This is a genomic window from Herbaspirillum sp. NPDC087042 (genome assembly GCF_044745245.1).
Classification (GTDB): domain Bacteria; phylum Pseudomonadota; class Gammaproteobacteria; order Burkholderiales; family Burkholderiaceae_D; genus Herbaspirillum.
Window position 1 is genome coordinate 34733 of sequence record NZ_JBIUZW010000011.1, and the last position, 23436, is coordinate 58168.

The 23436-nt window shown below is 61.6% G+C and carries 24 protein-coding genes and 5 tRNA genes (1 of these 29 running past the window's edge); all 29 read right to left on the bottom strand.

What is annotated here, in order from left to right; all coding sequences use genetic code 11:
- Positions 1-50, bottom strand: a tRNA-Gly gene (locus ACIPHN_RS15710); it reaches 126 nt to the left of the window's first position.
- A 76-nt stretch (positions 51-126) separates the two neighbouring features.
- Positions 127-202: transfer RNA gene (locus tag ACIPHN_RS15715), tRNA-Gly, on the bottom strand.
- Between the two features lie 76 nt (positions 203-278).
- Positions 279-354 (bottom strand) — tRNA-Gly (locus ACIPHN_RS15720).
- An 11-nt stretch (positions 355-365) separates the two neighbouring features.
- Positions 366-439, bottom strand: a tRNA-Cys gene (locus ACIPHN_RS15725).
- A 151-nt stretch (positions 440-590) separates the two neighbouring features.
- A tRNA-Gly gene (locus ACIPHN_RS15730) sits at positions 591-666 on the bottom strand.
- Between the two features lie 58 nt (positions 667-724).
- Complete coding sequence (gene pgsA / locus ACIPHN_RS15735) at positions 725-1324, bottom strand: CDP-diacylglycerol--glycerol-3-phosphate 3-phosphatidyltransferase (RefSeq protein WP_400437633.1); 600 nt, start codon at positions 1322-1324, stop codon at positions 725-727.
- A gap of 110 nt (positions 1325-1434) precedes the next feature.
- The gene (gene uvrC / locus ACIPHN_RS15740; RefSeq protein ID WP_400437635.1) at positions 1435-3327 is read right to left on the bottom strand and encodes an excinuclease ABC subunit UvrC; all 1893 of its coding nucleotides are present in this window, start codon (positions 3325-3327) and stop codon (positions 1435-1437) included.
- An 18-nt stretch (positions 3328-3345) separates the two neighbouring features.
- Positions 3346-4386 carry a beta-N-acetylhexosaminidase gene (gene nagZ, locus ACIPHN_RS15745; RefSeq protein ID WP_400437636.1) on the bottom strand — a complete coding sequence of 347 codons (1041 nt, stop codon included), beginning with the start codon at positions 4384-4386 and terminating at the stop codon, positions 3346-3348.
- The gene (acpS, locus tag ACIPHN_RS15750; protein WP_400437638.1) at positions 4383-4775 is read right to left on the bottom strand and encodes a holo-ACP synthase; all 393 of its coding nucleotides are present in this window, start codon (positions 4773-4775) and stop codon (positions 4383-4385) included. The genes nagZ and acpS overlap by 4 nt, the downstream gene beginning before the upstream one ends.
- 10 nt (positions 4776-4785) lie before the next feature.
- On the bottom strand, positions 4786-5559 hold the full coding sequence (gene pdxJ / locus ACIPHN_RS15755; RefSeq protein ID WP_400437639.1) for a pyridoxine 5'-phosphate synthase: 774 nt from the start codon (positions 5557-5559) through the stop codon (positions 4786-4788).
- 144 nt (positions 5560-5703) lie between these two features.
- The gene (gene recO / locus ACIPHN_RS15760; protein WP_400437640.1) at positions 5704-6573 is read right to left on the bottom strand and encodes a DNA repair protein RecO; all 870 of its coding nucleotides are present in this window, start codon (positions 6571-6573) and stop codon (positions 5704-5706) included.
- Positions 6574-6667: 94 nt separating this feature from the next.
- A complete protein-coding gene (gene era / locus ACIPHN_RS15765) occupies positions 6668-7597 on the bottom strand; it encodes a GTPase Era (RefSeq protein WP_400437642.1) in 930 nt (309 codons plus the stop codon).
- Positions 7594-8595 (bottom strand): ribonuclease III, encoded by a 1002-nt coding sequence (gene rnc, locus ACIPHN_RS15770; RefSeq protein ID WP_400437644.1) that lies wholly within the window; start codon positions 8593-8595, stop codon positions 7594-7596. The genes era and rnc overlap by 4 nt, the downstream gene beginning before the upstream one ends.
- A gap of 191 nt (positions 8596-8786) precedes the next feature.
- Positions 8787-9701 (bottom strand): signal peptidase I, encoded by a 915-nt coding sequence (gene lepB / locus ACIPHN_RS15775; protein WP_400437646.1) that lies wholly within the window; start codon positions 9699-9701, stop codon positions 8787-8789.
- 1 nt (position 9702) lies between these two features.
- On the bottom strand, positions 9703-11496 hold the full coding sequence (gene lepA, locus ACIPHN_RS15780) for a translation elongation factor 4 (RefSeq protein ID WP_400437648.1): 1794 nt from the start codon (positions 11494-11496) through the stop codon (positions 9703-9705).
- 231 nt (positions 11497-11727) lie between these two features.
- A complete protein-coding gene (locus ACIPHN_RS15785; protein ID WP_400437649.1) occupies positions 11728-12030 on the bottom strand; it encodes a glutaredoxin family protein in 303 nt (100 codons plus the stop codon).
- Between the two features lie 84 nt (positions 12031-12114).
- Entirely contained in the window at positions 12115-13644 is a 1530-nt protein-coding gene (locus ACIPHN_RS15790) for a DegQ family serine endoprotease (RefSeq protein WP_400437651.1), read from the bottom strand.
- Positions 13645-13658: 14 nt separating this feature from the next.
- Entirely contained in the window at positions 13659-14708 is a 1050-nt protein-coding gene (locus tag ACIPHN_RS15795; RefSeq protein ID WP_400437653.1) for a MucB/RseB C-terminal domain-containing protein, read from the bottom strand.
- Position 14709: 1 nt separating this feature from the next.
- Positions 14710-15393: a sigma-E factor negative regulatory protein gene (locus tag ACIPHN_RS15800; RefSeq protein ID WP_400437655.1), complete on the bottom strand. Its 684-nt coding sequence runs from the start codon at positions 15391-15393 to the stop codon at positions 14710-14712.
- A 78-nt stretch (positions 15394-15471) separates the two neighbouring features.
- Positions 15472-16116 (bottom strand): RNA polymerase sigma factor RpoE, encoded by a 645-nt coding sequence (rpoE, locus tag ACIPHN_RS15805; RefSeq protein ID WP_400437816.1) that lies wholly within the window; start codon positions 16114-16116, stop codon positions 15472-15474.
- Positions 16117-16175: 59 nt separating this feature from the next.
- Positions 16176-16676: a protein YgfX gene (locus ACIPHN_RS15810; RefSeq protein ID WP_400437656.1), complete on the bottom strand. Its 501-nt coding sequence runs from the start codon at positions 16674-16676 to the stop codon at positions 16176-16178.
- Between the two features lie 69 nt (positions 16677-16745).
- Positions 16746-17987 carry a beta-ketoacyl-ACP synthase II gene (fabF, locus tag ACIPHN_RS15815; RefSeq protein ID WP_400437658.1) on the bottom strand — a complete coding sequence of 414 codons (1242 nt, stop codon included), beginning with the start codon at positions 17985-17987 and terminating at the stop codon, positions 16746-16748.
- A gap of 32 nt (positions 17988-18019) precedes the next feature.
- Positions 18020-18259 carry an acyl carrier protein gene (gene acpP, locus ACIPHN_RS15820; protein ID WP_400437660.1) on the bottom strand — a complete coding sequence of 80 codons (240 nt, stop codon included), beginning with the start codon at positions 18257-18259 and terminating at the stop codon, positions 18020-18022.
- Between the two features lie 163 nt (positions 18260-18422).
- Entirely contained in the window at positions 18423-19178 is a 756-nt protein-coding gene (gene fabG, locus ACIPHN_RS15825) for a 3-oxoacyl-ACP reductase FabG (RefSeq protein WP_400437662.1), read from the bottom strand.
- On the bottom strand, positions 19175-20107 hold the full coding sequence (gene fabD, locus ACIPHN_RS15830) for an ACP S-malonyltransferase (protein WP_400437663.1): 933 nt from the start codon (positions 20105-20107) through the stop codon (positions 19175-19177). The genes fabG and fabD overlap by 4 nt, the downstream gene beginning before the upstream one ends.
- A 79-nt stretch (positions 20108-20186) precedes the next feature.
- A complete protein-coding gene (locus ACIPHN_RS15835) occupies positions 20187-21173 on the bottom strand; it encodes a beta-ketoacyl-ACP synthase III (protein ID WP_400437664.1) in 987 nt (328 codons plus the stop codon).
- A 17-nt stretch (positions 21174-21190) separates the two neighbouring features.
- The gene (plsX, locus tag ACIPHN_RS15840; protein ID WP_400437665.1) at positions 21191-22291 is read right to left on the bottom strand and encodes a phosphate acyltransferase PlsX; all 1101 of its coding nucleotides are present in this window, start codon (positions 22289-22291) and stop codon (positions 21191-21193) included.
- Between the two features lie 228 nt (positions 22292-22519).
- Entirely contained in the window at positions 22520-22702 is a 183-nt protein-coding gene (gene rpmF, locus ACIPHN_RS15845) for a 50S ribosomal protein L32 (RefSeq protein WP_006463510.1), read from the bottom strand.
- Between the two features lie 108 nt (positions 22703-22810).
- Entirely contained in the window at positions 22811-23341 is a 531-nt protein-coding gene (locus tag ACIPHN_RS15850) for a YceD family protein (RefSeq protein WP_400437667.1), read from the bottom strand.
- Positions 23342-23436 lie beyond the last annotated feature (95 nt).

The window sequence follows — 23436 nt, forward strand, 5'->3', positions numbered from 1 at the left end:
TCGACCTATACCTTGGCAAGGTATCGCTCTACCAACTGAGCTACTCCCGCAGGAGACTTTACTGCGCGGCATCAACAACATGCCGCTTGCTGCCGGAATACAGCTGCCAGGCCGTATTCCTGAATTTGGAGCGGGAGAAGAGTCTCGAACTCTCGACCTATACCTTGGCAAGGTATCGCTCTACCAACTGAGCTACTCCCGCAGGAGACTTTACTGCGCGGCATCAACAACATGCCGCTTGCTGCCGGAACACAGCTGCCAGGCTGCGTCCCTGAATTTGGAGCGGGAGAAGAGTCTCGAACTCTCGACCTATACCTTGGCAAGGTATCGCTCTACCAACTGAGCTACTCCCGCATGGAGCGTTTTGGAGGCGGGGGTCGGGATCGAACCGGCGTAGACGGCTTTGCAGGCCGCTGCATAACCACTTTGCTACCCCGCCTTGGGGACACGCATACTACCTAAAACACGTGTTGTTTGCAAACATCTTTTTTGACTTTTTTCGAAAATCGTCGAAGCCAAATTTCAATGCGTGCGCACCTATCACAATAAAAAAAGGAAGCTTTGTTAGGCTTCCTTTTTTCCAAGTAACCTGGAGCGGGAGAAGAGTCTCGAACTCTCGACCTATACCTTGGCAAGGTATCGCTCTACCAACTGAGCTACTCCCGCATCGAAAACAGAACGCTATTATAAGGCCCTGTTGGCCGTTGTCAACTATCAATCTTAATTATTTAATTATTTTTTTGCGATTCCCCGCGTCGGCATCGCGGATCGTCGGCATCGCGCGACGCAGGTAGTACAGCATCGACCAGACCGTCAGCACCGCCGCCACCAGCAGCAGCAGGCTGCCCCACAGGCGGGTATCGACCAGTCCGAACAGGGTGTCGTAGTACAGCAGCATGGGAATGGCGATCATCTGGGCAGTCGTCTTGATCTTGCCCAGGGAGCTGACGGCCACCGATTTGGAGGCGCCGATCTGGGCCATCCATTCGCGCAGGGCCGAGATGGCGATCTCGCGACCGATGATGATGAAGGCGATCACCGGATGCACGCGGCCCAGGTGTATCAGCACCAGCAAGGCGCCGGTGACCATGAGCTTGTCGGCGACCGGGTCGAGGAAGGCGCCAAAGGCGGAGGTCTGGTTCCAGCGGCGCGCCAGGAAGCCATCGAACCAGTCGGTGGCGGCCGCCACGATGAAGATGGCGGTGGCAGCGATGCCTTGCTCGTAGCGGTTCAGGCCGATTTCGGGCAGATAGTAGACACCGACGACCAGGGGAATGAGCGCCACCCGCAACCAGGTCAGCAGAATCGGAATATTGAAGGGCATACGTCTTGGTAGGTTGGAGCGGCGTACACGAAAAAAATTTTACCGAATAGTAGCAGAGTCGCCCCCTGCTGCGCCCGCCTTTACGCGATCGGGCGCAGCCAGGTCTGTGCTCAGTGCAGCTGGCGATAGATTTCCTCGGCCAATTGACGCGAGATGCCATCGACCGACGCCAGGTCATCGACACTGGCATCGACCACCCCGCGCAGGCCGCCAAAGCGCACCAGCAGGCGCTGGCGGCGCTTGGCACCGATGCCTTCGATCTCTTCCAGGCGCGAGGTCTGGCGCGCCTTGGCGCGCTTGGCGCGCATGCCGGTGATGGCAAAACGGTGGGCTTCGTCGCGGATCTGGGCGATCAGCATCAGCGCTGCCGATTCCTTGCCCAGCTCCCTGGCTTCGCGGCCGTCGGCAAAGACCAGGGTTTCCAGGCCGACCTTGCGCCCTTCTCCCTTGGCGACACCGACGATGAGGCTGATATCCAGCCCCAGCTCGCTCAACACCTGGCGCGCCATCTCGACCTGGCCACGGCCGCCGTCGATGAGCACGATATCGGGCATGACGCCCTCGCCATTGGCGACCTTCTCGTAGCGCCGCGTGAGCACCTGGCGCATGGCGGCGTAATCGTCGCCGGGGGTGATGTCATTGATGTTGTAGCGACGGTATTCACCGTTCTGCATGGCGTGGTGATGGAACACCACGCAGGAAGCCTGGGTGGCTTCGCCCTGGGTATGGCTGATGTCGAAACATTCGGCCCGCAGTTCATCCAGGTCTTCGCGCTCCAGCTCCAGCACCTCGGCCAGTGCGCGCGTGCGCGCCTGTTGCGAACCTTGCTCGGAGAGCAGCCGCGCCAGCGCGATCTCGGCGCCCTTGGCAGCCATTTCCAGCCACTGGCGCCGTTGGCCCTGGGGCTGGAAGGTCAAGGTAATACGGTGACCGCACTGCTCCATCAAGGCCATCATCAGCGCCGGATCGTCGAACTCGGTGCCCACGATGAGCGAGCCGGGAATGAACTTGTCGATGTAGTGCTGGGCCAGGAAGGCCTTGAGCACCTCGACCTCGATGCTGTCCTCGGCGGTGTCCATGGCATCGTCGACATGGGTGGGGAAGTAAGCCCGGTCGCCCAGGTGGCGACCGCCCCGCACCATGGCCAGGTTGACGCAGGCCCGACCGCCCTGCACCACCACGGCCAGGATGTCGATATCGGCGTCGCTGACCGTTTCCATGCTCTGCTGGTGCAGCACGCTGGAGAGCGAACCGATCTGGTCGCGCACGGCAGCAGCCTGCTCGAACTTGAGGTCGGCAGCGAAGGCGTGCATCTTCTTTTCCAGCGCATCCATCACCTCGCTCTGGCGACCGCGCAGGAATTTGGAGGCATTCTCCACATCGATGGCGTAGTCCTCGCTGCTGACCAGGTTCACGCAGGGTCCGCTGCAGCGATGGATCTGGTGCAGCAGGCAAGGCCGGGTGCGGTTGGCGAAGACCGTGTCTTCACAGGTACGCAGCAGGAACACCTTCTGGAGGATCTGGATCGACTCCTTGACCGCGCCGGCATTGGGGAAAGGCCCGAAATACTGGCTGCGCTTGTCGACCGCACCGCGATAGTAGGCCATGCGCGGGAAGGCATGCGCGGTGATCTTCAGGTAGGGATAGGACTTGTCGTCGCGAAAGAGGATGTTGAAGCGCGGACGCAGCGTCTTGATGAGGTTGTTTTCCAGCAGCAGCGCCTCGGCCTCGCTGCGCGTGACAGTGGTTTCCAGGCGCGCGATGCGCTCGACCATCATGGCGATGCGCGGGCTGGTCAGTGTCTTCTGGAAATAGCTGGAGACGCGCTTCTTCAGGTCGCGCGCCTTGCCCACGTAGAGCACATTGTCCTCGCCATCGAAATAGCGATAGACGCCGGGCAGGTGCGGCAACCGGGCGACCGTCTCCAGCACCAGTTCGCGTGGATCGAGGGGCTGGGTGGCGGGCGTGGCGGGCGTAGTGGGCGTGGTAGGCTTATCGGACATGGCCAGACGGTCGGACAGTTACAGCGACTGCACCAGTGCGCGTGCTGCCAGATAGCGCGGATCGGCTTGCAGGGCATCCCAGTCCAGGGCCTCGCCGCAGGGCAGCAAGGTAGCACGCCGCGCCGCGGAGGCCGCATCGGTACCGCCCTTGAGGCCAGCCAGGATGAGGTCGGCCTTGTCCGGCGAATTGCAGATCAGGGCGACGTCGCACCCGGCATCCAGCGCAGCCTGGGCGGCCTCCAGCGGGCCGCCGGCGACACTGGCGCCATGCATGCTGAGGTCGTCGCTGAAGATGACGCCCTGGAAGGCGAAGCGCTGGCGCAGCATATCGAGCCAGACCTTGGAGAAGCCGGCCGGTCGGTCATCGACCTTGGGATAGATGACGTGGGCCGGCATCACGGCCGCCAGGCTCATGCCCAGCCAGTCGTAGGGGGTGGCATCGTCACCCAGGATCTCGTCGAGCGCGCGCTCGTCGACCGGAATGGCCACATGCGAATCGGCCGTCACGAACCCATGGCCGGGAAAATGCTTGCCGCAATTGGCCATGCCAGCCAGTGCCAGGCCGTGGTTCAGGCTCTTGGCCAGCATCGTGACCACACGCGGGTCACGGTGGAAGGCGCGATCGCCGATCACGGTCGAGACGCCATAGTCGAGGTCCAGTACCGGCGTGAACGACAGGTCGATGCCACAGGCGCGCAATTCGGCTGCCAGCACGAAGCCGGTGGCCGTGGCCAGCTTGGTGGCCAGCAGCACATCGCGATCCCAGCACTGGCCCAGCTGGCCCATGGCCGGCAGGCGTGTGAAGCCGTCGCTGCGGAAGCGCTGCACGCGTCCGCCTTCGTGATCCACGGCGATCAGGATGCCGGGACGGGCCTGGCGGATGGCGCCGGTCAGCGCGACCAGTTGCGCGCGGTTCTCGTAGTTGCGGGCGAACAGGATGACACCGCCGGTCAGCGGATGCTGGATACGGGCGATATCGGCGGCATCCAGCCGGGTGCCGACCACGTCCAGCATGACCGGACCGAGGGGCTGGGGCTGGGGTTGGGTGGCTTGATTCATGACTTCTCCACGATGACAAAGGCGACGGCGTATTCCGCTTCGTCGGTGATGGAAACCTGGGCGCTCAGGCCCCGCTCGTCCATCCATTGTTGCAAGGCGCCACTGCAGACCACCACCGGCTTGCCGCTGGGGTCGTTCAGGACCTGCATGGCGCGCCAGGTCATGGGCATGCGCATGCCCATGCCGATGGCCTTGGAAAAGGCTTCCTTGGCGGCGAAACGGGTGGCCAGGAAACGGATGCCGCGCACCTCGACCTTGGCCTTGCGGCGCAGGTATTTTTCCATTTCCTGCGGGCCCAGGATCTTGCCGGCGAAGCGGTCGCCGTTACGCTTCAGGGCCGCCTCCACCCGCGAGATCTGGAGGATGTCGGTACCGATGCCGTAGATCATGCGGCCGGCCTCAGCGCTGGCCCTTGAGGGCGTCCAGGCGTGCCTTGACCATGATGGCCTTCATCTCGGAGACCGCATTGCGCCAGCCGGCGAAGACCGCATGGGCCACCACGGCGTGGCCGATGTTGAGTTCGGCGATCTGCGGGATGGCGGCGATGGCCTGTACGTTGGTGTAGTGCAGGCCGTGGCCGGCATTGACCTTCAGGCCGAGCCTGACGCCTTCAAGCACGGCGGCGCGGATGCGTTCCAGTTCTTCCTGCTGCTCCTTCTCGCTGGTGGCGTCGGCATAGCGGCCGGTATGCAGTTCGATCACCGGGGCGCCGGCTTCGGCGGCGGCCTTGATCTGCTGCAGGTCGGCATCGATGAACAGCGACACGCGCACGTTTTCGCCCTGCAGCTGGCGGATGGCCGCCTGCACGTCGGCAAAATGACCGGTCACATCCAGGCCGCCTTCGGTGGTCACCTCGGTGCGTTTTTCCGGTACCAGGCAGACATCCTGCGGCTGGATGGCACAGGCGAAATCGATCATCTCCGGCGTCACCGCTGCCTCCAGGTTCATGCGGGTCTGCAGCAGCGGACGGATGGCTTTCACATCGTCGTCGCGGATGTGGCGGCGGTCTTCGCGCAGGTGCAGCGTGATGGCGTCGGCGCCGGCTTCCTCGGCTTCCAGCGCCGCCTTGATCGGGTCGGGATAGCGGGTGCCGCGCGCATTGCGCAAGGTGGCGACGTGGTCGATGTTGATGCCCAGTTCAATGGTCGGGCCGGCGGGCTGCAGGAAACTCATGGCGTCAGGAAGCTTCGTTCGTGTTCGTATCGGGATGGTCGGATATGCTCAAGGCCGCACTTCAATGACGGTGCGGCCAGACATGGATTGTAGCGACTTGTGCGCGGATGTGGGACGACTGGCGGCCGGCAAGCCGGCGCCAGATCACAATTGCATGAGATCGATCAGGATCTGGCGCGTGTTCAGCTGCGCGCCGCCCAGATGGTGCGCCAGCAGGTAGCGCATCAGGAACTTGCTCTGCAGCTGGGTGGTGGGGTCGCTGTAGTCTTCGCGTTCCATGTCCAGCAGGGTCTTGCCCGACACCTTGGGGGCGCGATCCGAGATGCGCTCGGGGCGGGTGCCCTGCTCCGGGTCGACCACGTAGATGCCATCGGCCTGCACGGTCTTGCCGCTGGAGACGCAATGACTCCAGTTGCCGGCCACGCCGGTCTGCCGGAGCAGGATGCGTTCGAACTGGCGCAGCACGATGGGTGCATTCTCGCCATGGGCCAGCTTGTTGAGGGTGGCGACGTAGTGGTCGAACAGGGCCGGGTGCGCATCTTCGCGCGCCAGCAGCTTGACCAGCAATTCATTGAGATAGAAACCGCACAGCAGCGCCGATTTTTCCAGCGGCAGCAGGCCACCTACCCATTCGGCATCGGTCAGCGTGCGCACCTCGGACTTGCCGCTCCACGACAGCGAGAGCGGCTGGAAGGTCTGCAAGGCACCGCGCAGCTTGGAATGCGGACGCTTGGCGCCCTTGGCCACCAGCGCCACACGCCCATGATCGCGCGAGAAGACGTCGATGATGAGGCTGGTTTCCTTGTAGGGATAGCTGTGCAGCACGAAGCCCGGCTGCGCCAGTACCTTGTGCTCCTTCTCCGGGACGGCGCGACTGCGTGCACGCGGCGCGGCGGGCTTGCGCGCCGGCGCCTTGGCGGGAGCCTGGGGAGTGACCGGTGCGACCGGCGCAACCGCCGTCACTGCCGTGTCGGCCTGGCTTGCCAGCTGGGATTCGGTGAGCATGGTGGTCATGGATGGTCGTCCTGGATGCGGTAAGCCACGTCGTTACGGCGCGGCGCAATCCTGTCATTATGCAGCCATTGCGCGCCGGCCGCACGGCCCGGACTTATTCGTAACCGTAGGCGCGCAGGCCGGCTTCGTTGTCGGCCCAACCCGACTTGACCTTGACCCAGATCTCCAGATAGACCGGACCGCCGAAGAGGCGCTCCATGTCCAGCCGCGCCTGGGTGGAAATCTCCTTCAGGCGCGCGCCCTTCTGGCCGATCACCATGGCCTTGTGGGTGTCGCGTTCCACCAGGATGGCGGCGAAGATGCGGCGCAGATTGCCTTCCTGCTCGAACTTCTCGATCAGCACCGTGCTGGTGTAAGGCAGTTCTTCGCCGACAAAGCGGAACACCTTTTCACGCACGATCTCGGAGGCCAGGAATTTCTCGCTGCGATCGGTGATGTCGTCTTCATCGAACATCGGCGGATTCTGCGGCAGCAGCTTGCGCACCTCTTCCTGCAGGCGATCGAGCTGGAAGTGCTGCTTGGCCGAGACCGGCACCACGGCGGCGAAGTCGTGATGCGAGGACACGTCGCGGGCGAACGGCATCAGCGTGGTCTTGTCCTTGTTGCGGTCGGCCTTGTTCAACACCAGGATACAGGGCACGTTGGAGGGCAACAGGTCCAGCACCTGCTTGTCGGCCGGACCGAAGGTGCCCGCCTCGATGACGAACAGGATCACGTCGGCCGCCGTCAGGGTATTGGTGACGGTGCGGTTCAGGGTCTTGTTGAGCGCATTGCTGTGACGGGTCTGGAAACCCGGCGTATCGACGTAGACGTACTGCGTGTTCTCGATGGTCTGGATGCCGGTGATGCGGTGGCGCGTGGTCTGGGCCTTGCGCGAGGTGATGCTCACCTTGGCACCGACCAGCACGTTCATCAGGGTCGACTTGCCGACGTTGGGACGACCGACGATAGCGATATAGCCGCAGCGATAATCGTTATCGGGGGTCGGTGCCGACGCATCGTCGGTCATGGGGAAATCTGTCATGCTGTTCTGGATTGCGTGGCGGATGAAGCCGCCGAAATGGGTTCTGCTGCGACCGTTTCAGCGCGGTCGCCGATGTTCTTGCCTTCATTGCGGGGAGTCGGGGTCGGGGCCGGGGCTGCACCCGCAACCGCGCCAGCAGCGCGGGCTTCCTTGTGCTCCCTGGCGACCTTGGCCGGCTTGGTACCGGCCGTGCGTTCGGACGCCTCGGCACGATTGCCCTTGCCGGCTTCCTGGTCCGGGGCATCCGGCTGGACGGTGGCAATGCCGGCCAGCTTCAATTGGGTGGTACGGGTACGCGGCTTGCGGCCGGCCGACGGGGTCTTGGCCAGGGCCAGCTGCACCGCTTCCAGCGCCAGCTTGGCCGCGGCCTGCTCGCCTGCGCGGCGACTGCCACCGGTGCCGAAGACCTGGATATCCAGCTTGGGCACCAGGCATTCAATCTCGAATTCCTGGCTGTGGGCGGCGCCGTGGGTGGCGATGACGTTGTACTGCGGCAGCGGAATCTTCTTGCCCTGGAGGAATTCCTGCAACAGGGTCTTGGCATCCTTGCCCAGGGTCTTGGGATCGACATGATCCAGTACCGGCACGTAGAGCGAGCGGATCACCGCGCGCGCCGCCTCGAAACCGGAATCCAGGAAGATGGCGCCGAACAGCGCCTCCAGCGTGTCGGCCAGGATGGACGGACGGCGGAAACCGCCGGACTTCAGTTCGCCCTCGCCCAGGCGCAGGAATTGCGACAATTCCAGCCGCTGGGCGATCTCGTAGAGGGATTGCTGCTTGACCAGGTTGGCGCGCAGGCGCGAGAGGTCGCCTTCGTCGATCTTGTCATAGCGGTCGAACAGCAGCGACGCTACCACGCAGTTCAGCACCGAATCGCCGAGGAATTCCAGCCGCTCGTTATGCAAGGCGCTATGGCTACGGTGCGTCAGTGCCTGCTGCAGGAGGGACGCATCCTTGAAAGTGTGGCCTAGCCGATGTTGCAAGAGTTGAGGATCCATTTTTTCATCCGTCATTCAGTCTGTCCCCGATACGCGCAGCGGCGCGTCGATCGGGGAAAACCAGCCTGACCAGTCAGCGGGATCGGTTCAAAGCAAAGCTGAAAACTGCTCCGGGTCTGCCTCCACAACGCAAATAATGCCAAATGGAAACTACACGAACTGCCCAATCAGGGTCCGGCAGGATACGGCGCTTAGTGGAAGCTGCCGATCCGTTTCAGGTCGCCAAGGTTCATCCAGACGAAGAAGGCCTTGCCGACGATGTTCTGGTCCGGCACGAAGCCCCAGTAGCGGCTGTCCAGGCTGTTGTCCCGGTTGTCGCCCATCATGAAGTATTCGCCCGGCGGTACCGTGCAGGCAAAGCCCTCGGCGTTGTAGGTGCACAGCTCGTGATGCGGGAAGGCATCGGGATTGGGCACGTAGTTGGGGGCACGCTCATCAGTGAGGATCTTGTGCTCCACGCCGGTCAGGTTTTCCTGCCATTGCTTATAGTACGTCAGATTTTCCTCGTCCAGATAATCCGGCAGCGCTTTGTAAGAAATTTCTTCACCATTAACCGTTAAGCGCTTGTTTTTATACACAATTTTATCACCGGGCACACCAACAACACGCTTGATGTAGTCCACCGACATATCCTTGGGATACTTGAAGACCATGACATCGCCGCGCTGCGGCTGGTTCACTTCGATGATCTTCTTGTTGACGATGGGCAGGCGGATGCCATAGGTGAATTTATTCACCAGGATCAGGTCGCCCACCAGCAGGGTCGGCACCATCGAGCTGGACGGAATCTTGAACGGCTCGTAGAGGAAGGAGCGCAGGAAAAACACCAGCGCGATCACCGGGAAGAAGCTGCCCGAATACTCGATCCAGGCTGGCTGCTTCATCAGGCTGGCCTGCAGTTCGGCACGGCCGCTGGCGACTGCGCCATCGCGCTTGATGCCTTCGGCGGTATCGCGTGCCACGCGGGCATCGAACTCGGCCAGGGCGGCATCGGCGCGGGCGCGGCGCTGCTTGGAGAGGAAGAAGGTGTCGGCGAACCAGATCACGCCGGTCACCAGCATCAGGACGAACAGAATCAGGGCGAAGTTACCCAACAATGCCTGCATGTTATTTGTCTTCCACTTGTAAGATTGCCAGGAACGCTTCCTGCGGAATTTCCACCGAACCCACCTGCTTCATGCGCTTCTTGCCGGCCTTCTGCTTTTCCAGCAGCTTGCGCTTACGCGAGATGTCACCGCCGTAGCACTTGGCCAGCACGTTCTTGCGCATGGCCTTGACGTTCTCGCGCGAGATGATGGTCGCGCCGATGGCGGCCTGGATGGCCACGTCGAACATCTGGCGCGGGATCAGTTCGCGCATCTTGGCGGCCACCTGGCGACCGCGGATCTGGGCGGCTGCGCGGTGCACGATGATGGCCAGCGCATCGACCTTCTCGCTGTTGATCAGCATGTCCACCTTGACCACGTCGGCGGCACGGTATTCCTTGAACTCGTAGTCCATGGAGGCATAGCCGCGCGAGGTGGACTTGAGGCGATCGAAGAAGTCCAGCACGATCTCGGCCATCGGCATTTCATAGGTCAGCTGCACCTGCTTGCCGTGGTAGCTCATGTTCATCTGGATGCCGCGCTTTTGCGTGCACAGGGTGATGACCGAGCCAACGTACTCTTGCGGCATGTACAGGTTGACGGTGACGATGGGTTCGCGGATCTCTTCGATCTTCGAGACTTCCGGCATCTTGGACGGGTTGTCCACCATCAGCATGGTGCCGTCGCGTTGCTGCACTTCGTACACCACCGTCGGCGCGGTGGTGATCAAGTCCATGTCGAATTCGCGCTCCAGGCGCTCCTGTACGATTTCCATGTGCAACAGGCCCAGGAAGCCGCAGCGGAAGCCGAAGCCCAGCGCCTGCGATACTTCCGGCTCGTACATCAGCGCCGCGTCGTTGAGCTTCAGTTTTTCCAGCGAGTCGCGCAGGGCGTCGTACTGGTTGGCTTCCACCGGGAAGAGGCCCGCGAACACCTGCGGCTGCACTTCCTTGAAGCCGGGCAGCGGCGCCGGCGCCGGCTTGCCGGCCAGGGTGATGGTGTCACCCACGCGCGCCGACTTCAGTTCCTTGATGCCGGCGATGATGAAGCCCACCTGCCCTGCCGTGAGGGTGTCGCGCGACTGCGACTTGGGCGTGAACACGCCGATGCTTTCGGTCAGGTACTGGGTCTCGGTGGCCATCAGCAGGATCTTGTCCTTGGGACGCAGGGTACCGTTGACGATACGCACCAGCATCACCACGCCGACGTAGTTGTCGAACCAGGAGTCGATGATCAGCGCCTGCAGCGGCGCATCCGGATCGCCCTTGGGCGCCGGCACCTTGGCCACAATCGCTTCCAGCACATCTTCCACGCCCAGGCCGGTCTTGGCCGAGCACGGGGTGGCATCGGAGGCGTCGATACCGATGACGTCCTCGATTTCGCTCTTGGCGTTGTCGGGGTCGGCCGAAGGCAGGTCGATCTTGTTGAGGACCGGCACTACTTCCACACCCAGATCCAGCGCCGTGTAGCAGTTGGCCACGGTCTGCGCTTCCACACCTTGCGAGGCATCCACCACCAGCAGCGCGCCTTCGCAGGCCGACAGCGAACGCGAGACTTCATAGCTGAAGTCGACGTGCCCCGGGGTATCGATCAGGTTGAGGTTGTAGACCTGGCCATCCTTGGCCTTGTAGGACAGGGCCGCGGTCTGGGCCTTGATGGTGATGCCGCGCTCGCGCTCGATATCCATCGAATCCAGCACCTGGGCTTCCATCTCACGGTTGGACAGGCCTCCGCACAATTGAATGATGCGGTCGGCGAGCGTGGACTTGCCGTGATCGATGTGGGCGATGATCGAGAAATTACGGATATTGTTCATTAACAGACTGGAAACGATGAAAAAAGGCGCTCTGTAGCGGGCCTTGCCCAGCCGAGCGCCTTTGCAACAGCTAAATCGACCCGGCATTTTACCGGATTTCAGAGGGACAAGCCGGATTTTCCGGTGCGGAGCAACATCGCATCCCACGCCTACACCCGGAAAAAGCACGGCAAAATATTATTTATCCTGCAACAATCCAGGTCTGATCGGGCCCTATCTTTCCGGCAGGCATCAAGCCTCCTGCCGACCAGCCGCGAGAAACGCCTGCAAAGCCCGCCCATCCAGGTGGTAATGGCACAGGCGCACCCAGCCACCCTCGGCATCCCGCCCCATCAGCACCGGCACCAGCTCGTCGTAGAGCTCCACCAGGGCCGGGTCGGCATCGACATCGACCATCTCGATCTGCGCCGGACGCTCCCCCAGGGCAGCGCGCAAGGCATCACGCAGGTCATCGCAGAGGTGGCAATAGCTACGTGAGTAGATGATGAACTGCAAGGCATCGGGGCCTGCGACATGGGAAGCGATGACAGACATGGATGCGCGCTCGATGGATCCTGGATTGAATGGAAAAAGGCTGCACCCCGCGACAGGGCGCAGCCTCGCAGGAGAGTTCAGGGCCTAGTTGCCGCCGCCATTGGGGCGCAACGGCACGAACTGCGAGGAGTCGCCACGACGCACCAGGACTGCAGCGCGCTTCTTCGCATCGAGCTTGGCCACCAGCTGAGCGAACTGCTTGGCATCCTTGACATCGACCTCATTGACACGCTGGACCACGTCACCCGGGCGAATGCCCGCCGCCGCTGCCGCACCGCTGACACCTTCCACCAGCACGCCGTTGTCGACCTTCAGCTCCTTCTTCTGCCCCTCCGAGAGGTCACTGACGACCAGCCCCAGGGCATTGGGGGTATTGTCGGGCTTGGCCTTCTTGTCTTCGGCCTGCTTGGGCTTGTCGGCTTCCAGCTCGACCACGGTCACGCTGACATCGCGTGCGCTGCCCTTGCGCCAGATATTGACGGTCGCCTTGGAACCCGGCTTGGTGGCACCCACCAGGCGCGGCAGGTCGCTGGGGCGCTCGATGGCTGCGCCATTGAACTTCAGGATGATGTCACCCGCTTCCAGGCCTGCCTTTTCCGACGGCCCGCCGGCTTCGACCCGCTGCACCAATGCGCCCTGGGCACGTGCCAGGCCCAGCGATTCGGCCACATCCTTGGTCACTTCACCGATCTGCACGCCGATGCGGCCGCGGGTGACACGCCCGCTGGACTTCAGCTGGTCGGCCACGCGCAATGCTTCATCAATGGGCACGGCAAAGGAAATCCCCATGAAACCGCCGGAACGGCTGTAGATCTGGGAATTGATGCCGATCACCTCACCCTTGAGGTTGATCAGCGGACCACCCGAATTGCCCGGATTGACGGCCACATCCGTCTGGATCAGCGGCAGATAATCGCCGGTGTCACGCGCCTTGGCCGAGACGATGCCGGCGGTGACGGTATTTTCCAGACCAAAGGGCGAACCGATGGCCAGCACCCACTCGCCGGCGCGGATCTTGTCGGAATCTCCCATGCTCAGGCGCGGCAGGTTGTTGCCGTCGATCTTGAGCACGGCCACGTCGGTGCGTGTATCGGAACCCACAATCTTGGCCTTGAATTCGCGCTTGTCGGTCAGGGTCACGTAGACCTCGCTGGCACCGTCGACCACGTGGGCATTGGTCAGGATGAAGCCATCGGCCGAAATGATGAAGCCCGAGCCGACACCGCGCGGCACTTCTTCCTGCTGGGACTGGCCGCCCTGCTTGCCACTGCCACTGCCACTGCCATTACCACCGCCACTTCCGTTGCCATTGCCATTGCCGCGGGGCGTACCCGGTTGCTGCTGGCGCGGGACAGGGATGCCGAAGAAGCGACGGAAGAATTCCTGCATTTCCGGATCATCGGCACCGCCCTGCCCCTGGGCATTCTGGCGCACGCGTTCGGTGGTGCGGATATTGACCACGCCCGGCCCGGTGCGCTCGACGATATCAGCGAAATCAGGCAAGGCCGCTACTGACGGCGAGGCCACGGGCGGCGCCGCCAGCACGGCCGGCGCAGAGGCAAACACGGAAGCTGCCAGCATGGCGCCGGCCAAGGTATTCTTCAAGGGAGTCATTGCAACGGTCTCTTTTACTTGGATTTCAGTTCAATGGAATTCGATACTTGCCGGATCGCAGCTGCCGGCACTTCACCCACTACGGTCAGCCAGTAATCACCCTGGCGACGACCGAGAACATTCATGGCGCCCTGCTGGAGGGCGCCTTCCTGGCGTCCCTGGCTACCCGGCTCGATAAACACCGAGATGGCCGCCAGGCCGTCGGAAAACACGATCTGCGACACTTCACGCTCAGCCGGCCTGTGCTGCGCCGGCGCCGCGCCCTCAGGTGCGCTGTCTGAAATCATCCGGCGCACCTGTGAAATCTTGCGAAACCCCGGCGGCGGCGCCACCTGCCACCCTGACAGATCGACCGGGCTCATGGCGGCCTTTTCGATGCGCCAGCCGCGCGTATCCTTGTACGTGGGGCTGACCCGTGCACGATCAATCCCGCCAATCTGTATCTGGGTGAAGGAAATCTGCTCCACCACTTCTCCACCCGCATCCAGCGTCTGCGCCCGCAACAGCAGGCCGGACTGCTTGTCGGCCCAGAACCGGTAACCGTAGCGCAGCTTGTCCCGCGGCTCCAGCACAATGGCATGGCACTCGCGACCGGCAACGCGCTCATCGGGTCCGGCACTGAACTGGTAATGACTGGCCAGCGCTTCCGGCCTGACGTCAAGAATAGCAGGGAAGACATCCCGGGTGACGCGGCGCTCCATGACCACGGCCTTCGCCTCGGGCATGTAGCAGGCCACATCCTCGTTGTTGCGGAGGTATTCGCGCGGCTTGCCATCGAGCACTTCCAGCTTTTCCAGCTCGTTCTTGCCGGCCACGATGTGCGTGACCCGCGAAGTCCGTATCAGGGAAGCCTGCTGGTAGACGAAGCTACCGGAATAATCCAGGCGCTGGGCGGCCGTTTGCATCTTTTGCAATTGGGCCAGGAGACGGGAGGAATCAGGTGCCGCGATCTCCCTGGCAGGCGCCGGGGAAAGGGATGGAACACCCTCCGCGGCAAAGGCGGAGGGCGTCATCAACACGGACAGGAAGCACAGTACGCCGTACAGACGCCCCGTTTGACGCATCTTATTTATCGGCGTCAGTGGAGAAGGCTGCAGAACGGGCGTATTGCGCCGAGCTATAGGAAGGCGAGAAACGCTGATGGGCAAAGAGGTAGTCGTCAATGCGCGAATCGCGCTTGACTTCACCCTGCTGGGCCAGCGAACTCAGTTGGTTGGCATTCTGCGCATTGCCAGTGGTATCGGATACCGTGGCGATGGCCGAGGGCACGCTCACCGGCGCCGCGGCCATTTGCACCATCGGCGCAGCAAGCTTGGCGTCAGCCGTCACCACGGCCTGCTGCGGCATGGCCACGAACACGGCCGCCACGGCAGCAGCAGCCGCCGCCGCACTGGGCATCAGGAAACGCACCAGGCGACCCGGACGGGCCGCACGATGGTCACCATTGGCGGCGACCGCGACTTGCGCAGCAGGCGCCTCCTGGACGGCCGGCGCAGCCTGCACCTGCGGTGCCACGATGGCAGGCTCGGCATCCAGCCACGCACTCATCTTGGCCGAGAAGCCCGCACTCAGGGAGACATCCATCTCTTCCGAACGCAGCACCTCGCCGATGCGATGGTAATCCTCCCAGGCCTCCTGTCCCTCTTTCGAGGAACGCAAGGCCGCGAAGGCAATAGTCATCTCTTCAGAACCCAGCTCGCCATCGGCAAGGGCTGAGATCTGTTCTCTGGTTGTTACTTTGGTATCCATAAGCAGTCACCCGGCAAAAATCTTAGTTCCATACCCGCTTTATTGTTTTGCTTTTTTAACAACAGCCTTGCAGCGACATCACCAGCGCTTGTCCGCTGCCGTATCCAGCAGTGGACGCAACTTCTCGGCAATTGCTTCCCGGGCGCGGAAAATACGGCTGCGCACGGTGCCGATCGGACAATTCATCGCATCTGCAATCTCGTCGTAGCTCAACCCCTCGATCTCGCGCAACGTGATGGCAGTACGTAATTCTTCCGGCAATGCCTCCATCGCCACGTTGACCGTTTGAGCAATTTGCTTGGTGGCCAACATCGACTCAGGAGTGTTGATGTCCCTCAGATGGTCTGCGTCGTCAAAAGTTTCCGCTTCTTCTGCATCGGCTTCAGTGGACGTGGGCGCCCTTCTGCCCATGGTAACAAGATAATTCTTGGCGGTATTGATACCGATGCGATAAAGCCAGGTATAAAAGGCCGAATCGCCACGGAATTGCGGCAGTGCACGATAGGCCTTGATGAAGGCTTCCTGCACCACGTCTTCGGCTTCGGCCTGGTCGCGAATAAGCCGCGACACCAGGCGCATCAGCTTGCGTTGATACTTGACTACCAATAGCTCGAACGCCTTCTTGTCGCCACGCTGGACGCGTTCAACAAGCTGCTGGTCAATTTCGCGTTCTGTCGTCAAACCGGGTTCCTTGTTTTTTATGGCCGTATGTTCTGTCGTCATTGCCTTTGACATATCAATGGCAGATGCTTCCAGCCCGGCAATTTTCAAGTCTGCCGGCCTTATTTTTCCAACATCTTCGCTTTGGCCGTATTGTGACTGATCAGCCACCTGCACGCCACGGAAAGTGCACGGAAAGTATCTTCGGAAACCGAGTCCGAAAGGATGGGAATGGTACGGACCTTGCCGTTTTCCAGGCGCAGGCGCAATAACAGCATGCCCGGCCAGATGGTGCTACCAGCCAGCAACTGGGCCAGGCCGGCCTTCACGACTTGCGGTTTGGCACGGCTCGACGCCGTCGCCAGGTGTTCTACGACACGAATCTGTCCGGTGCCGGAGATATGCAACCAGATCGCCTTGCGTCCACGCAAGGTCAGTCCCAGTGCAACAGATGCGGCCAGGATGCAGATGGCCGCCAATGCAGCACGCGCCACACCAGACAGGGGACCCGGCATCCACAGGGATACCAGCACGCCGGTCAGGGCCACGCACAGGCAGGCGAACCCGGTGATCAGCAAGAGCAGGCGGGAAGGTTTGATATCCGCAGAGACCGCTATCGACATACGATGCCAGGATGCTGGGGGCTCATCAAAATGACAAACCCGGCTTCCGTGGAAGCCGGGTTGTGCATTTTACATCTTGCCGATGACCAGGGTGCCGTTGGTTCCCCCGAAACCGAAGGAGTTCTTCACGGCAATATCGATCTTCATGTCCCGCGCCTGGTTGGCGCAGTAATCCAGATCGCATTCCGGATCCTGGTTGAAGATGTTCATCGTCGGCGGGGACACCTGATTGTGTACCGCCAGCACGGTCAACACCGTCTCCAGACCACCGGCGCCACCCAGAAGGTGACCGGTCATGGATTTGGTCGAATTGACAACCATCTTGTAGGCATGGTCGCCGAAAGCGGCCTTGATCGCGTCGGACTCGTTCTTGTCGCCCAGCGGGGTCGACGTGCCGTGCGCGTTCAGGTACTGCACTTCATCCGGATTGACACCGGCATCGCGCAGTGCATTGAGCACGCAGCGACGCGGACCATCCAGGTTGGGCGCAGTCATGTGGTAAGCATCACCGCTCATGCCAAAGCCCAGCAGTTCAGCATAGATCTTGGCACCACGGGCCTTGGCGTGTTCGTACTCTTCGAGCACCATCACGCCGGCGCCCTCGCCCAGCACGAAACCATCGCGATCCTTGTCCCAGGGACGGGAGGCGGTTGCGGGGTCGTCGTTGCGGGTCGACAAGGCGCGGGCCGAGGCGAAACCACCGATGCCCAGCGGCGAAACGCTGGATTCGGCGCCACCAGCCACCATCACATCCGCATCACCGTACATGATCATGCGAGCGGCGGAGCCGATGCAATGCAGGCCAGTGGTGCAGGCGGTGACGATCGCCAGGTTGGGTCCCTTCAGACCGAACTTGATGGACAAGTTGCCCGAGATCATGTTGATGATCGAGGCCGGAATGAAGAAAGGACTGATGCGGCGCGGACCACGGTTGGTCAGTTCGGCGTGGGTTTCTTCGATCAGCGGCAAGCCGCCGATGCCCGAACCGATCATGACGCCAATGCGCTCGGCATTCTCGTCCGTTACCGTCAATCCGCTATCCTGGATGGCCTGGACACCGGCGGCCATGCCGTAGTGGATGAAGGTATCCATATGACGCGCTTCTTTGGCGGGGATGTAATCCTCGATATTGAAGCCCTTTACCTCACCGGCAAAATGCGTGGTGAAGGGGGTAGCGTCGAACTTGGTCACGGTAGCGATGCCGGACTTGCCTTCCTTGATGGCACTCCACGTATCGGCGACGTTGTTGCCGACAGGCGAGATGCATCCCAGGCCGGTAATGACTACACGACGTTCACGAGTGCGGCTCAAGCAATTCTCCTGAAACTATTACAAAGCCCTTATCAGGCCTTGACTTGCGACTTTGCGTAGTCGATCGCCTGTTGCACGGTGGTGATCTTTTCAGCTTGTTCGTCGGGGATTTCCATTTCGAACTCATCTTCCAGTGCCATGACCAGCTCGACGGTGTCCAGCGAGTCGGCGCCCAGGTCGTCCACGAACGACGATTCGTTCTTGATGTCGGCTTCGGCGTGGCCCAGTGGCTGAGCGAAGATGTTCTTCACGCGTTGTTCGATATCGGACATAGTGTTCCTCCAGAGGGATGATAGGTTACAAAAGTGCGCGCATTTTAGCAGGTTTGCGCGCGGAAAATTTACTTTTAACTATTCTTGGCAAGATTGCGCCAAGTCCAGCATAACTGCAAACAACAGACGTCAAAAGGACTTAAATCAAGCCCTTCGAACAGACTTAACCCATGTACATGCCGCCATTCACATTGAGCGTGGTACCGGTGATGTAGGCCGCTTGCGGCGACGCCAGGAAGGCCACCGCATAAGCGATCTCCTCGGCCGCGCCCAGGCGACCCAGCGGGATCTGCTGCAAGATGGCGGCGGACTGCTGTTCGTTCAAGGCCTTGGTCATGTCGGTATCGATGAAACCAGGCGCCACGCAGTTCACGGTGATGTTGCGGCTGCCGATTTCACGGGCCAGCGCACGGCTCATGCCGGCCACGCCGGCCTTGGCGGCGGCATAGTTCATCTGCCCCGGATTGCCGGCCTCGCCCACCACCGAGGTGATGCTGATGATGCGGCCGGTACGGGCCTTCATCATGCCGCGCAGCACGGCACGCGAGAGGCGGCCGACGGCGGTGAGGTTGGTGGCGATGACGCTGTCCCATTCCTCATCCTTCATGCGCATGGCCAGCTGGTCCTGGGTAATGCCGGCATTGTTGACCAGGATGGACAGCGAACCGAATTCCTTCTGCACCTGTTCCACCACGGCCACGCTGGCCTCGGCGTCATTGACGTTGAGCACCACGCCGCGACCGGCTTCGGGGCCCAGCGCGGCCAGATATTCAGTGATGGCGGCAGCACCGGCCTCGGAGGTGGCCGTACCGACCACGCGCGCGCCCTGACGGGCCAGCTCGGTGGCGATGGCGCGGCCGATGCCACGGGATGCGCCGGTCACCAGCGCGACTTGTCCTTGCAGATTCTGTGCACTCACTTGAGCAGCTCCAATACTTTGTCCAGGGATTCCTGATCGACGATGGCTTCACCCACCAGTTCGCCGTTGATACGCTTGGTCAGGCCGGTCAGTACCTTGCCCGGACCACATTCGACCAGATGGGTGACGCCGTCGGCGGCCATCTTCTGCACCGTCTCGACCCAGCGCACGGGAGCCGCCGCCTGACGCACCAGGGCATCCCGGATGGCAGCCGGATCGCTGACCACAGCCACGTCAACGTTGTTGATCAGCGGGATCTGCGGTGCCGCGAACGCCACGCCGGCCAGGTAGGCCTGCAGGCGATCCGAGGCGGGCTTGAGCAGCGAGGAATGGAACGGCGCCGACACCGGCAGCGGCAGCGCGCGCTTGGCACCCTTGGCCTTGGCGATATCGCAAGCGCGGCCGACAGCGGCCTTGCTACCTGCGATCACGACCTGGGCGGGCGCATTGAAGTTGACCGCTTCGACCACTTCGCCTTGTGCGGCTTCGGCGCAGGCAGCGCGCACGTCATCGTCGGACAGGCCGAGGATGGCCGCCATGCCACCCTGCCCGACCGGCACGGCTTCCTGCATGGCCTGGGCGCGGAAACGCACCATCGGCACGGCATCCTTGAACTGGATCACACCAGCGGCGACCAGCGCCGAGTACTCACCCAGGCTGTGGCCGGCCACCAGTGCCGGCGCCTTGCCGCCTGCCGCCAGCCAGGCGCGATAGAACGCCACGGCGGCCGTCAGCATGACCGGCTGGGTATTGGTGGTCAGGTCCAGGTCTTCCTTGGGGCCTTCGGCAATGAGCTTGCCCAGGTCGAATTGCAGGGCATCGGAGGCTTCAGCGACGGTCTGGCGGACAACTTCGTTGCCGGCGAAACCATTGAGCATCCCGATCGCCTGGGAACCTTGGCCCGGGAAAACAAACGCGAATTTTGTCATGCTTGGATGAAATTGAGGTTGGATAAAAATACGGGGTGACAAGTGGCGCCGGGCGACACTTCGCCCGCGCCGCCCAGCCTTACATGCGGACCAGCACCGCACCCCAGGTGAAGCCGCCGCCCACGCCTTCCATCATGACGGTGTGGCCAGGCTTGACGCGACCATCGCGCACTGCCTGGTCCAGCGCCAGCGGAATCGAGGCAGCCGAGGTATTGCCATGTTCATTGACGGTCACGACCATCTTCTCCGCCGGCAGGCCCAGCTTCTTGGCGGTGCCCTGCATGATGCGGATATTGGCCTGGTGCGGAATGAGCCAGTCGATCTCGCTGGCATCCACGCCGGCGGCGCCCAGCGCTTCGCGGGCGACCTTGTCCAGCACCGAGACGGCCAGCTTGAAGACCGCCGGACCATCCATGTACAGGTAGGCGCTACCAGCCACGGCGCCGTTGTTGACACTGCCCGGGACACACAGGATGTGACCGTGGCTGCCATCGGCGTGCAGCTTGCTGGCCAGCACGCCCGGCTCCTCGGAGGCGCTCATGACGATGGCGCCAGCGCCGTCGCCGAACAGCACACAAGTAGTGCGATCCTTGAAATCGAGGATGCGCGAGAAGACTTCGGCACCGATCACCAGCACGTTCTTGTGCGCGCCGGACTTGATGAAGCTGTCCGCCACCGACATGGCGTAGACGAAACCACTGCACACCGCCTGCACATCCATGGCCGGCGCGCCATTGGTCACGCCCAGCTTGCGCTGCACCACGCAGGCCGTGCTGGGGAAGCCCCCCAGGTGATCCGGCGTGGAAGTGGCCATGATGATCAGGTCGATATCATTGGGCTGCATGCTGGCCGCTTCCAGCGCACGCTGGGCGGCCGCCAGGGCCAGATCGCTGGAGAGCTGGGTCGGCTCGGCATAGTGGCGCGCAGAGATGCCGCTGCGCGTGAAGATCCACTCATCCGAGGTTTCGATGCCCTGCCCGGCCAACTGGGCTGCCAGTTCGTGATTGGTCACGCGCTTGGTCGGCAGGTAGCTGCCGGTACCGACGATTTTGCTGTAAATGGTCATGCCGTCTTCTTGCTTTGTTAGTTCGGTTGATCCAGCGAAACAGGTGCCGCCGGCTCCAGTGCCACGACAGCCGCCTCGGCCGTGCGCCCCTGTCCCTGGGGCATCAGCTCCGCCATGCTGGCGGCGATGCGCGCGAGCACATCGTATTTGGCAGCATCATACGCCCGACGGATCGCCCACTCGAAGGCATACACATCGGCGCCGCCATGGCTCTTGAATACCAGGCCCTTGAGACCCAGCAGACTGGCGCCATTGTAACGGGAAGGATTGAGCCGGCGCGACAGGGCCTTGATGGCACCATAGGCGATCAGCGCACCCAGCTTGTTGATGATGCCCTTCTTGAATTCACTGGTCAGCACCGACTTGACGAAGCGCCCCAGTCCTTCGGACGCCTTCAGGGTCACGTTGCCGACGAAACCGTCGCACACTACCAGATCAGTGGTGCCTTCGAAGATGTCATTACCTTCCACGTTGCCGTAGAAGTTGAGGATACCCTTCTCGTGTTCGGCGCGCAGCAGGCCGGCCGTGGCCTTGACCAGTTCATTGCCCTTGATGTCTTCCTCGCCCACGTTGAGCAGGCCCACCGTCGGCTTGGCCTTGCCCTCCATGACCGCGACCAGGGCCGATCCCATCAATGCGAATTGACGCAGATGCTGCGGCTCGCAGTCAACGTTGGCGCCCAGGTCGAGCATGTAGGTAGGGCCATCCTTCTGGTTGGGCAGGATGGTGCAGATGGCCGGACGATCCACGCCCGGCAGGGTCTTGAGCACATAGCGCGACACCGCCATGAGTGCGCCGGTATTGCCGGCCGAGACAGCCGCATGGGCCTGGCCATCCTTGACCAGGTTCACCGCCACACGCATGGACGAGTCCTTCTTGCGACGCAGGGCGACCTCGATCGGGTCTTCCATGGTCACGACTTCGGAGGCATTGTGGATACGCACGCGTGGCTCGCCGGCCAGCTTGTACTTCTTGAGCAAGGGCAGCAGGACGCTTTCCTGCCCGACCAGGATCAGCTCGGCATCGGACTGGCGAGCCAGGAAGGAGGCAGCGGCCGGGAGCGTGACTGACGGGCCATGATCGCCACCCATGCAGTCGATTGAAATTTTGATGGTCATCGATTTGATTCAGAGCCTTGCCAGCCCACATTATGAGGCAGATTGGATACCGTTCAAAATGGCACGCTCAGACAAGAGCTGACATGAAGGTCCAGGCAAGCAGGCAGGCACGTCCGCACACGAATTACACGGATGCAACGGACATAAAAAAGCGGCGCAAAATGAACCTCTTGAAACAGAAGCTCATTGCGCCGCTTTTCTCCAAAAACAGCAAGCTCAATGAAGAGATTACTCGTCGTTCTTGGTCTTCAGCACCTTGCGACCACGGTAGAAACCGTTGGGGCTGATGTGGTGACGCAGGTGGGTTTCACCAGTCGTCGGCTCGACAGCCAGCGGGGGTGCAGTCAGAAAGTCGTGTGCACGATGCATACCGCGCTTGGACGGGGTCTTTTTGTTCTGTTGAACGGCCATGATTACTCCTAAACCTTACTTAAGATTGAAAATTTTAACACATCGGAGTTCCGTTGCCGACAACCCGCTGTGCCGCTGCCCGGCACTTGCCAGACATCCCCAAACAAATTACTGCTTCAACTTCTTCAGTACCTCAAACGGGGAAGCCCGTTCAGCACCTTTGGCCTCGGCCGCCACACCAGTCTCGGGACAGGTTTCATGCTTGGGCGCCACCGGCAATGCCAGCAACGCCTCGTCCTCGATCAGGTAGTTCACGTCGAAAGTCGCCGAACCAACGATGACATCGATCTCGTCATCATCGATCAGCTCTTCGATCGAGTCGGCCTGCGCCTCATCTTTTGCCAATACCAGCAGCGACTTCGAATCAATCTCGAAATTCAATGCCGTCAGGCAACGCTGACAGATCAGATTAACTGCACCCGACACTGCCAGACTGAGTTGAGCATGTCCCAGCTTGTCGATATCGCCGGACAAAGCCCAGCGGATCGTGCCAGAACGGTCAACCGTCTCTTGCGCCAGACGACCTAATTCAGCAACCGGAATCTCACCCTGCGCCTGCTGTTTCAGCCTGCAGAATTCGAACGCGTCGATAACAAATGCATTCATAGCCAAAGCAGAATCCGGAAAACCTGCGATCATAACAGAAAAATTCCTTACCAGTCAAAGCCTTAGCCGGGCGTTTGCAATTTTCTGGCGAAATATTTCACACATTGACGAAGAAACTCGTCTTTTCC

Excerpts from the sequence above, each read along its gene's own strand:
- pgsA (WP_400437633.1), bottom strand. The coding sequence starts at position 1,324 with ATGCCCTTCAATATTCCGATTCTGCTGACCTGGTTGCGGGTGGCGCTC.
- uvrC (WP_400437635.1), bottom strand. The coding sequence starts at position 3,327 with ATGTCCGATAAGCCTACCACGCCCACTACGCCCGCCACGCCCGCCACC.
- nagZ (WP_400437636.1), bottom strand. The coding sequence starts at position 4,386 with ATGAATCAAGCCACCCAACCCCAGCCCCAGCCCCTCGGTCCGGTCATG.
- acpS (WP_400437638.1), bottom strand. The coding sequence starts at position 4,775 with ATGATCTACGGCATCGGTACCGACATCCTCCAGATCTCGCGGGTGGAG.
- pdxJ (WP_400437639.1), bottom strand. The coding sequence starts at position 5,559 with ATGAGTTTCCTGCAGCCCGCCGGCCCGACCATTGAACTGGGCATCAAC.
- recO (WP_400437640.1), bottom strand. The coding sequence starts at position 6,573 with ATGACCACCATGCTCACCGAATCCCAGCTGGCAAGCCAGGCCGACACG.
- era (WP_400437642.1), bottom strand. The coding sequence starts at position 7,597 with ATGACAGATTTCCCCATGACCGACGATGCGTCGGCACCGACCCCCGAT.
- rnc (WP_400437644.1), bottom strand. The coding sequence starts at position 8,595 with ATGGATCCTCAACTCTTGCAACATCGGCTAGGCCACACTTTCAAGGAT.
- lepB (WP_400437646.1), bottom strand. The coding sequence starts at position 9,701 with ATGCAGGCATTGTTGGGTAACTTCGCCCTGATTCTGTTCGTCCTGATG.
- lepA (WP_400437648.1), bottom strand. The coding sequence starts at position 11,496 with ATGAACAATATCCGTAATTTCTCGATCATCGCCCACATCGATCACGGC.
- ACIPHN_RS15785 (WP_400437649.1), bottom strand. The coding sequence starts at position 12,030 with ATGTCTGTCATCGCTTCCCATGTCGCAGGCCCCGATGCCTTGCAGTTC.
- ACIPHN_RS15790 (WP_400437651.1), bottom strand. The coding sequence starts at position 13,644 with ATGACTCCCTTGAAGAATACCTTGGCCGGCGCCATGCTGGCAGCTTCC.
- ACIPHN_RS15795 (WP_400437653.1), bottom strand. The coding sequence starts at position 14,708 with ATGCGTCAAACGGGGCGTCTGTACGGCGTACTGTGCTTCCTGTCCGTG.
- ACIPHN_RS15800 (WP_400437655.1), bottom strand. The coding sequence starts at position 15,393 with ATGGATACCAAAGTAACAACCAGAGAACAGATCTCAGCCCTTGCCGAT.
- rpoE (WP_400437816.1), bottom strand. The coding sequence starts at position 16,116 with ATGACGACAGAACATACGGCCATAAAAAACAAGGAACCCGGTTTGACG.
- ACIPHN_RS15810 (WP_400437656.1), bottom strand. The coding sequence starts at position 16,676 with ATGTCGATAGCGGTCTCTGCGGATATCAAACCTTCCCGCCTGCTCTTG.
- acpP (WP_400437660.1), bottom strand. The coding sequence starts at position 18,259 with ATGTCCGATATCGAACAACGCGTGAAGAACATCTTCGCTCAGCCACTG.
- fabD (WP_400437663.1), bottom strand. The coding sequence starts at position 20,107 with ATGACAAAATTCGCGTTTGTTTTCCCGGGCCAAGGTTCCCAGGCGATC.
- ACIPHN_RS15835 (WP_400437664.1), bottom strand. The coding sequence starts at position 21,173 with ATGACCATTTACAGCAAAATCGTCGGTACCGGCAGCTACCTGCCGACC.
- plsX (WP_400437665.1), bottom strand. The coding sequence starts at position 22,291 with ATGACCATCAAAATTTCAATCGACTGCATGGGTGGCGATCATGGCCCG.
- rpmF (WP_006463510.1), bottom strand. The coding sequence starts at position 22,702 with ATGGCCGTTCAACAGAACAAAAAGACCCCGTCCAAGCGCGGTATGCAT.
- ACIPHN_RS15850 (WP_400437667.1), bottom strand. The coding sequence starts at position 23,341 with ATGATCGCAGGTTTTCCGGATTCTGCTTTGGCTATGAATGCATTTGTT.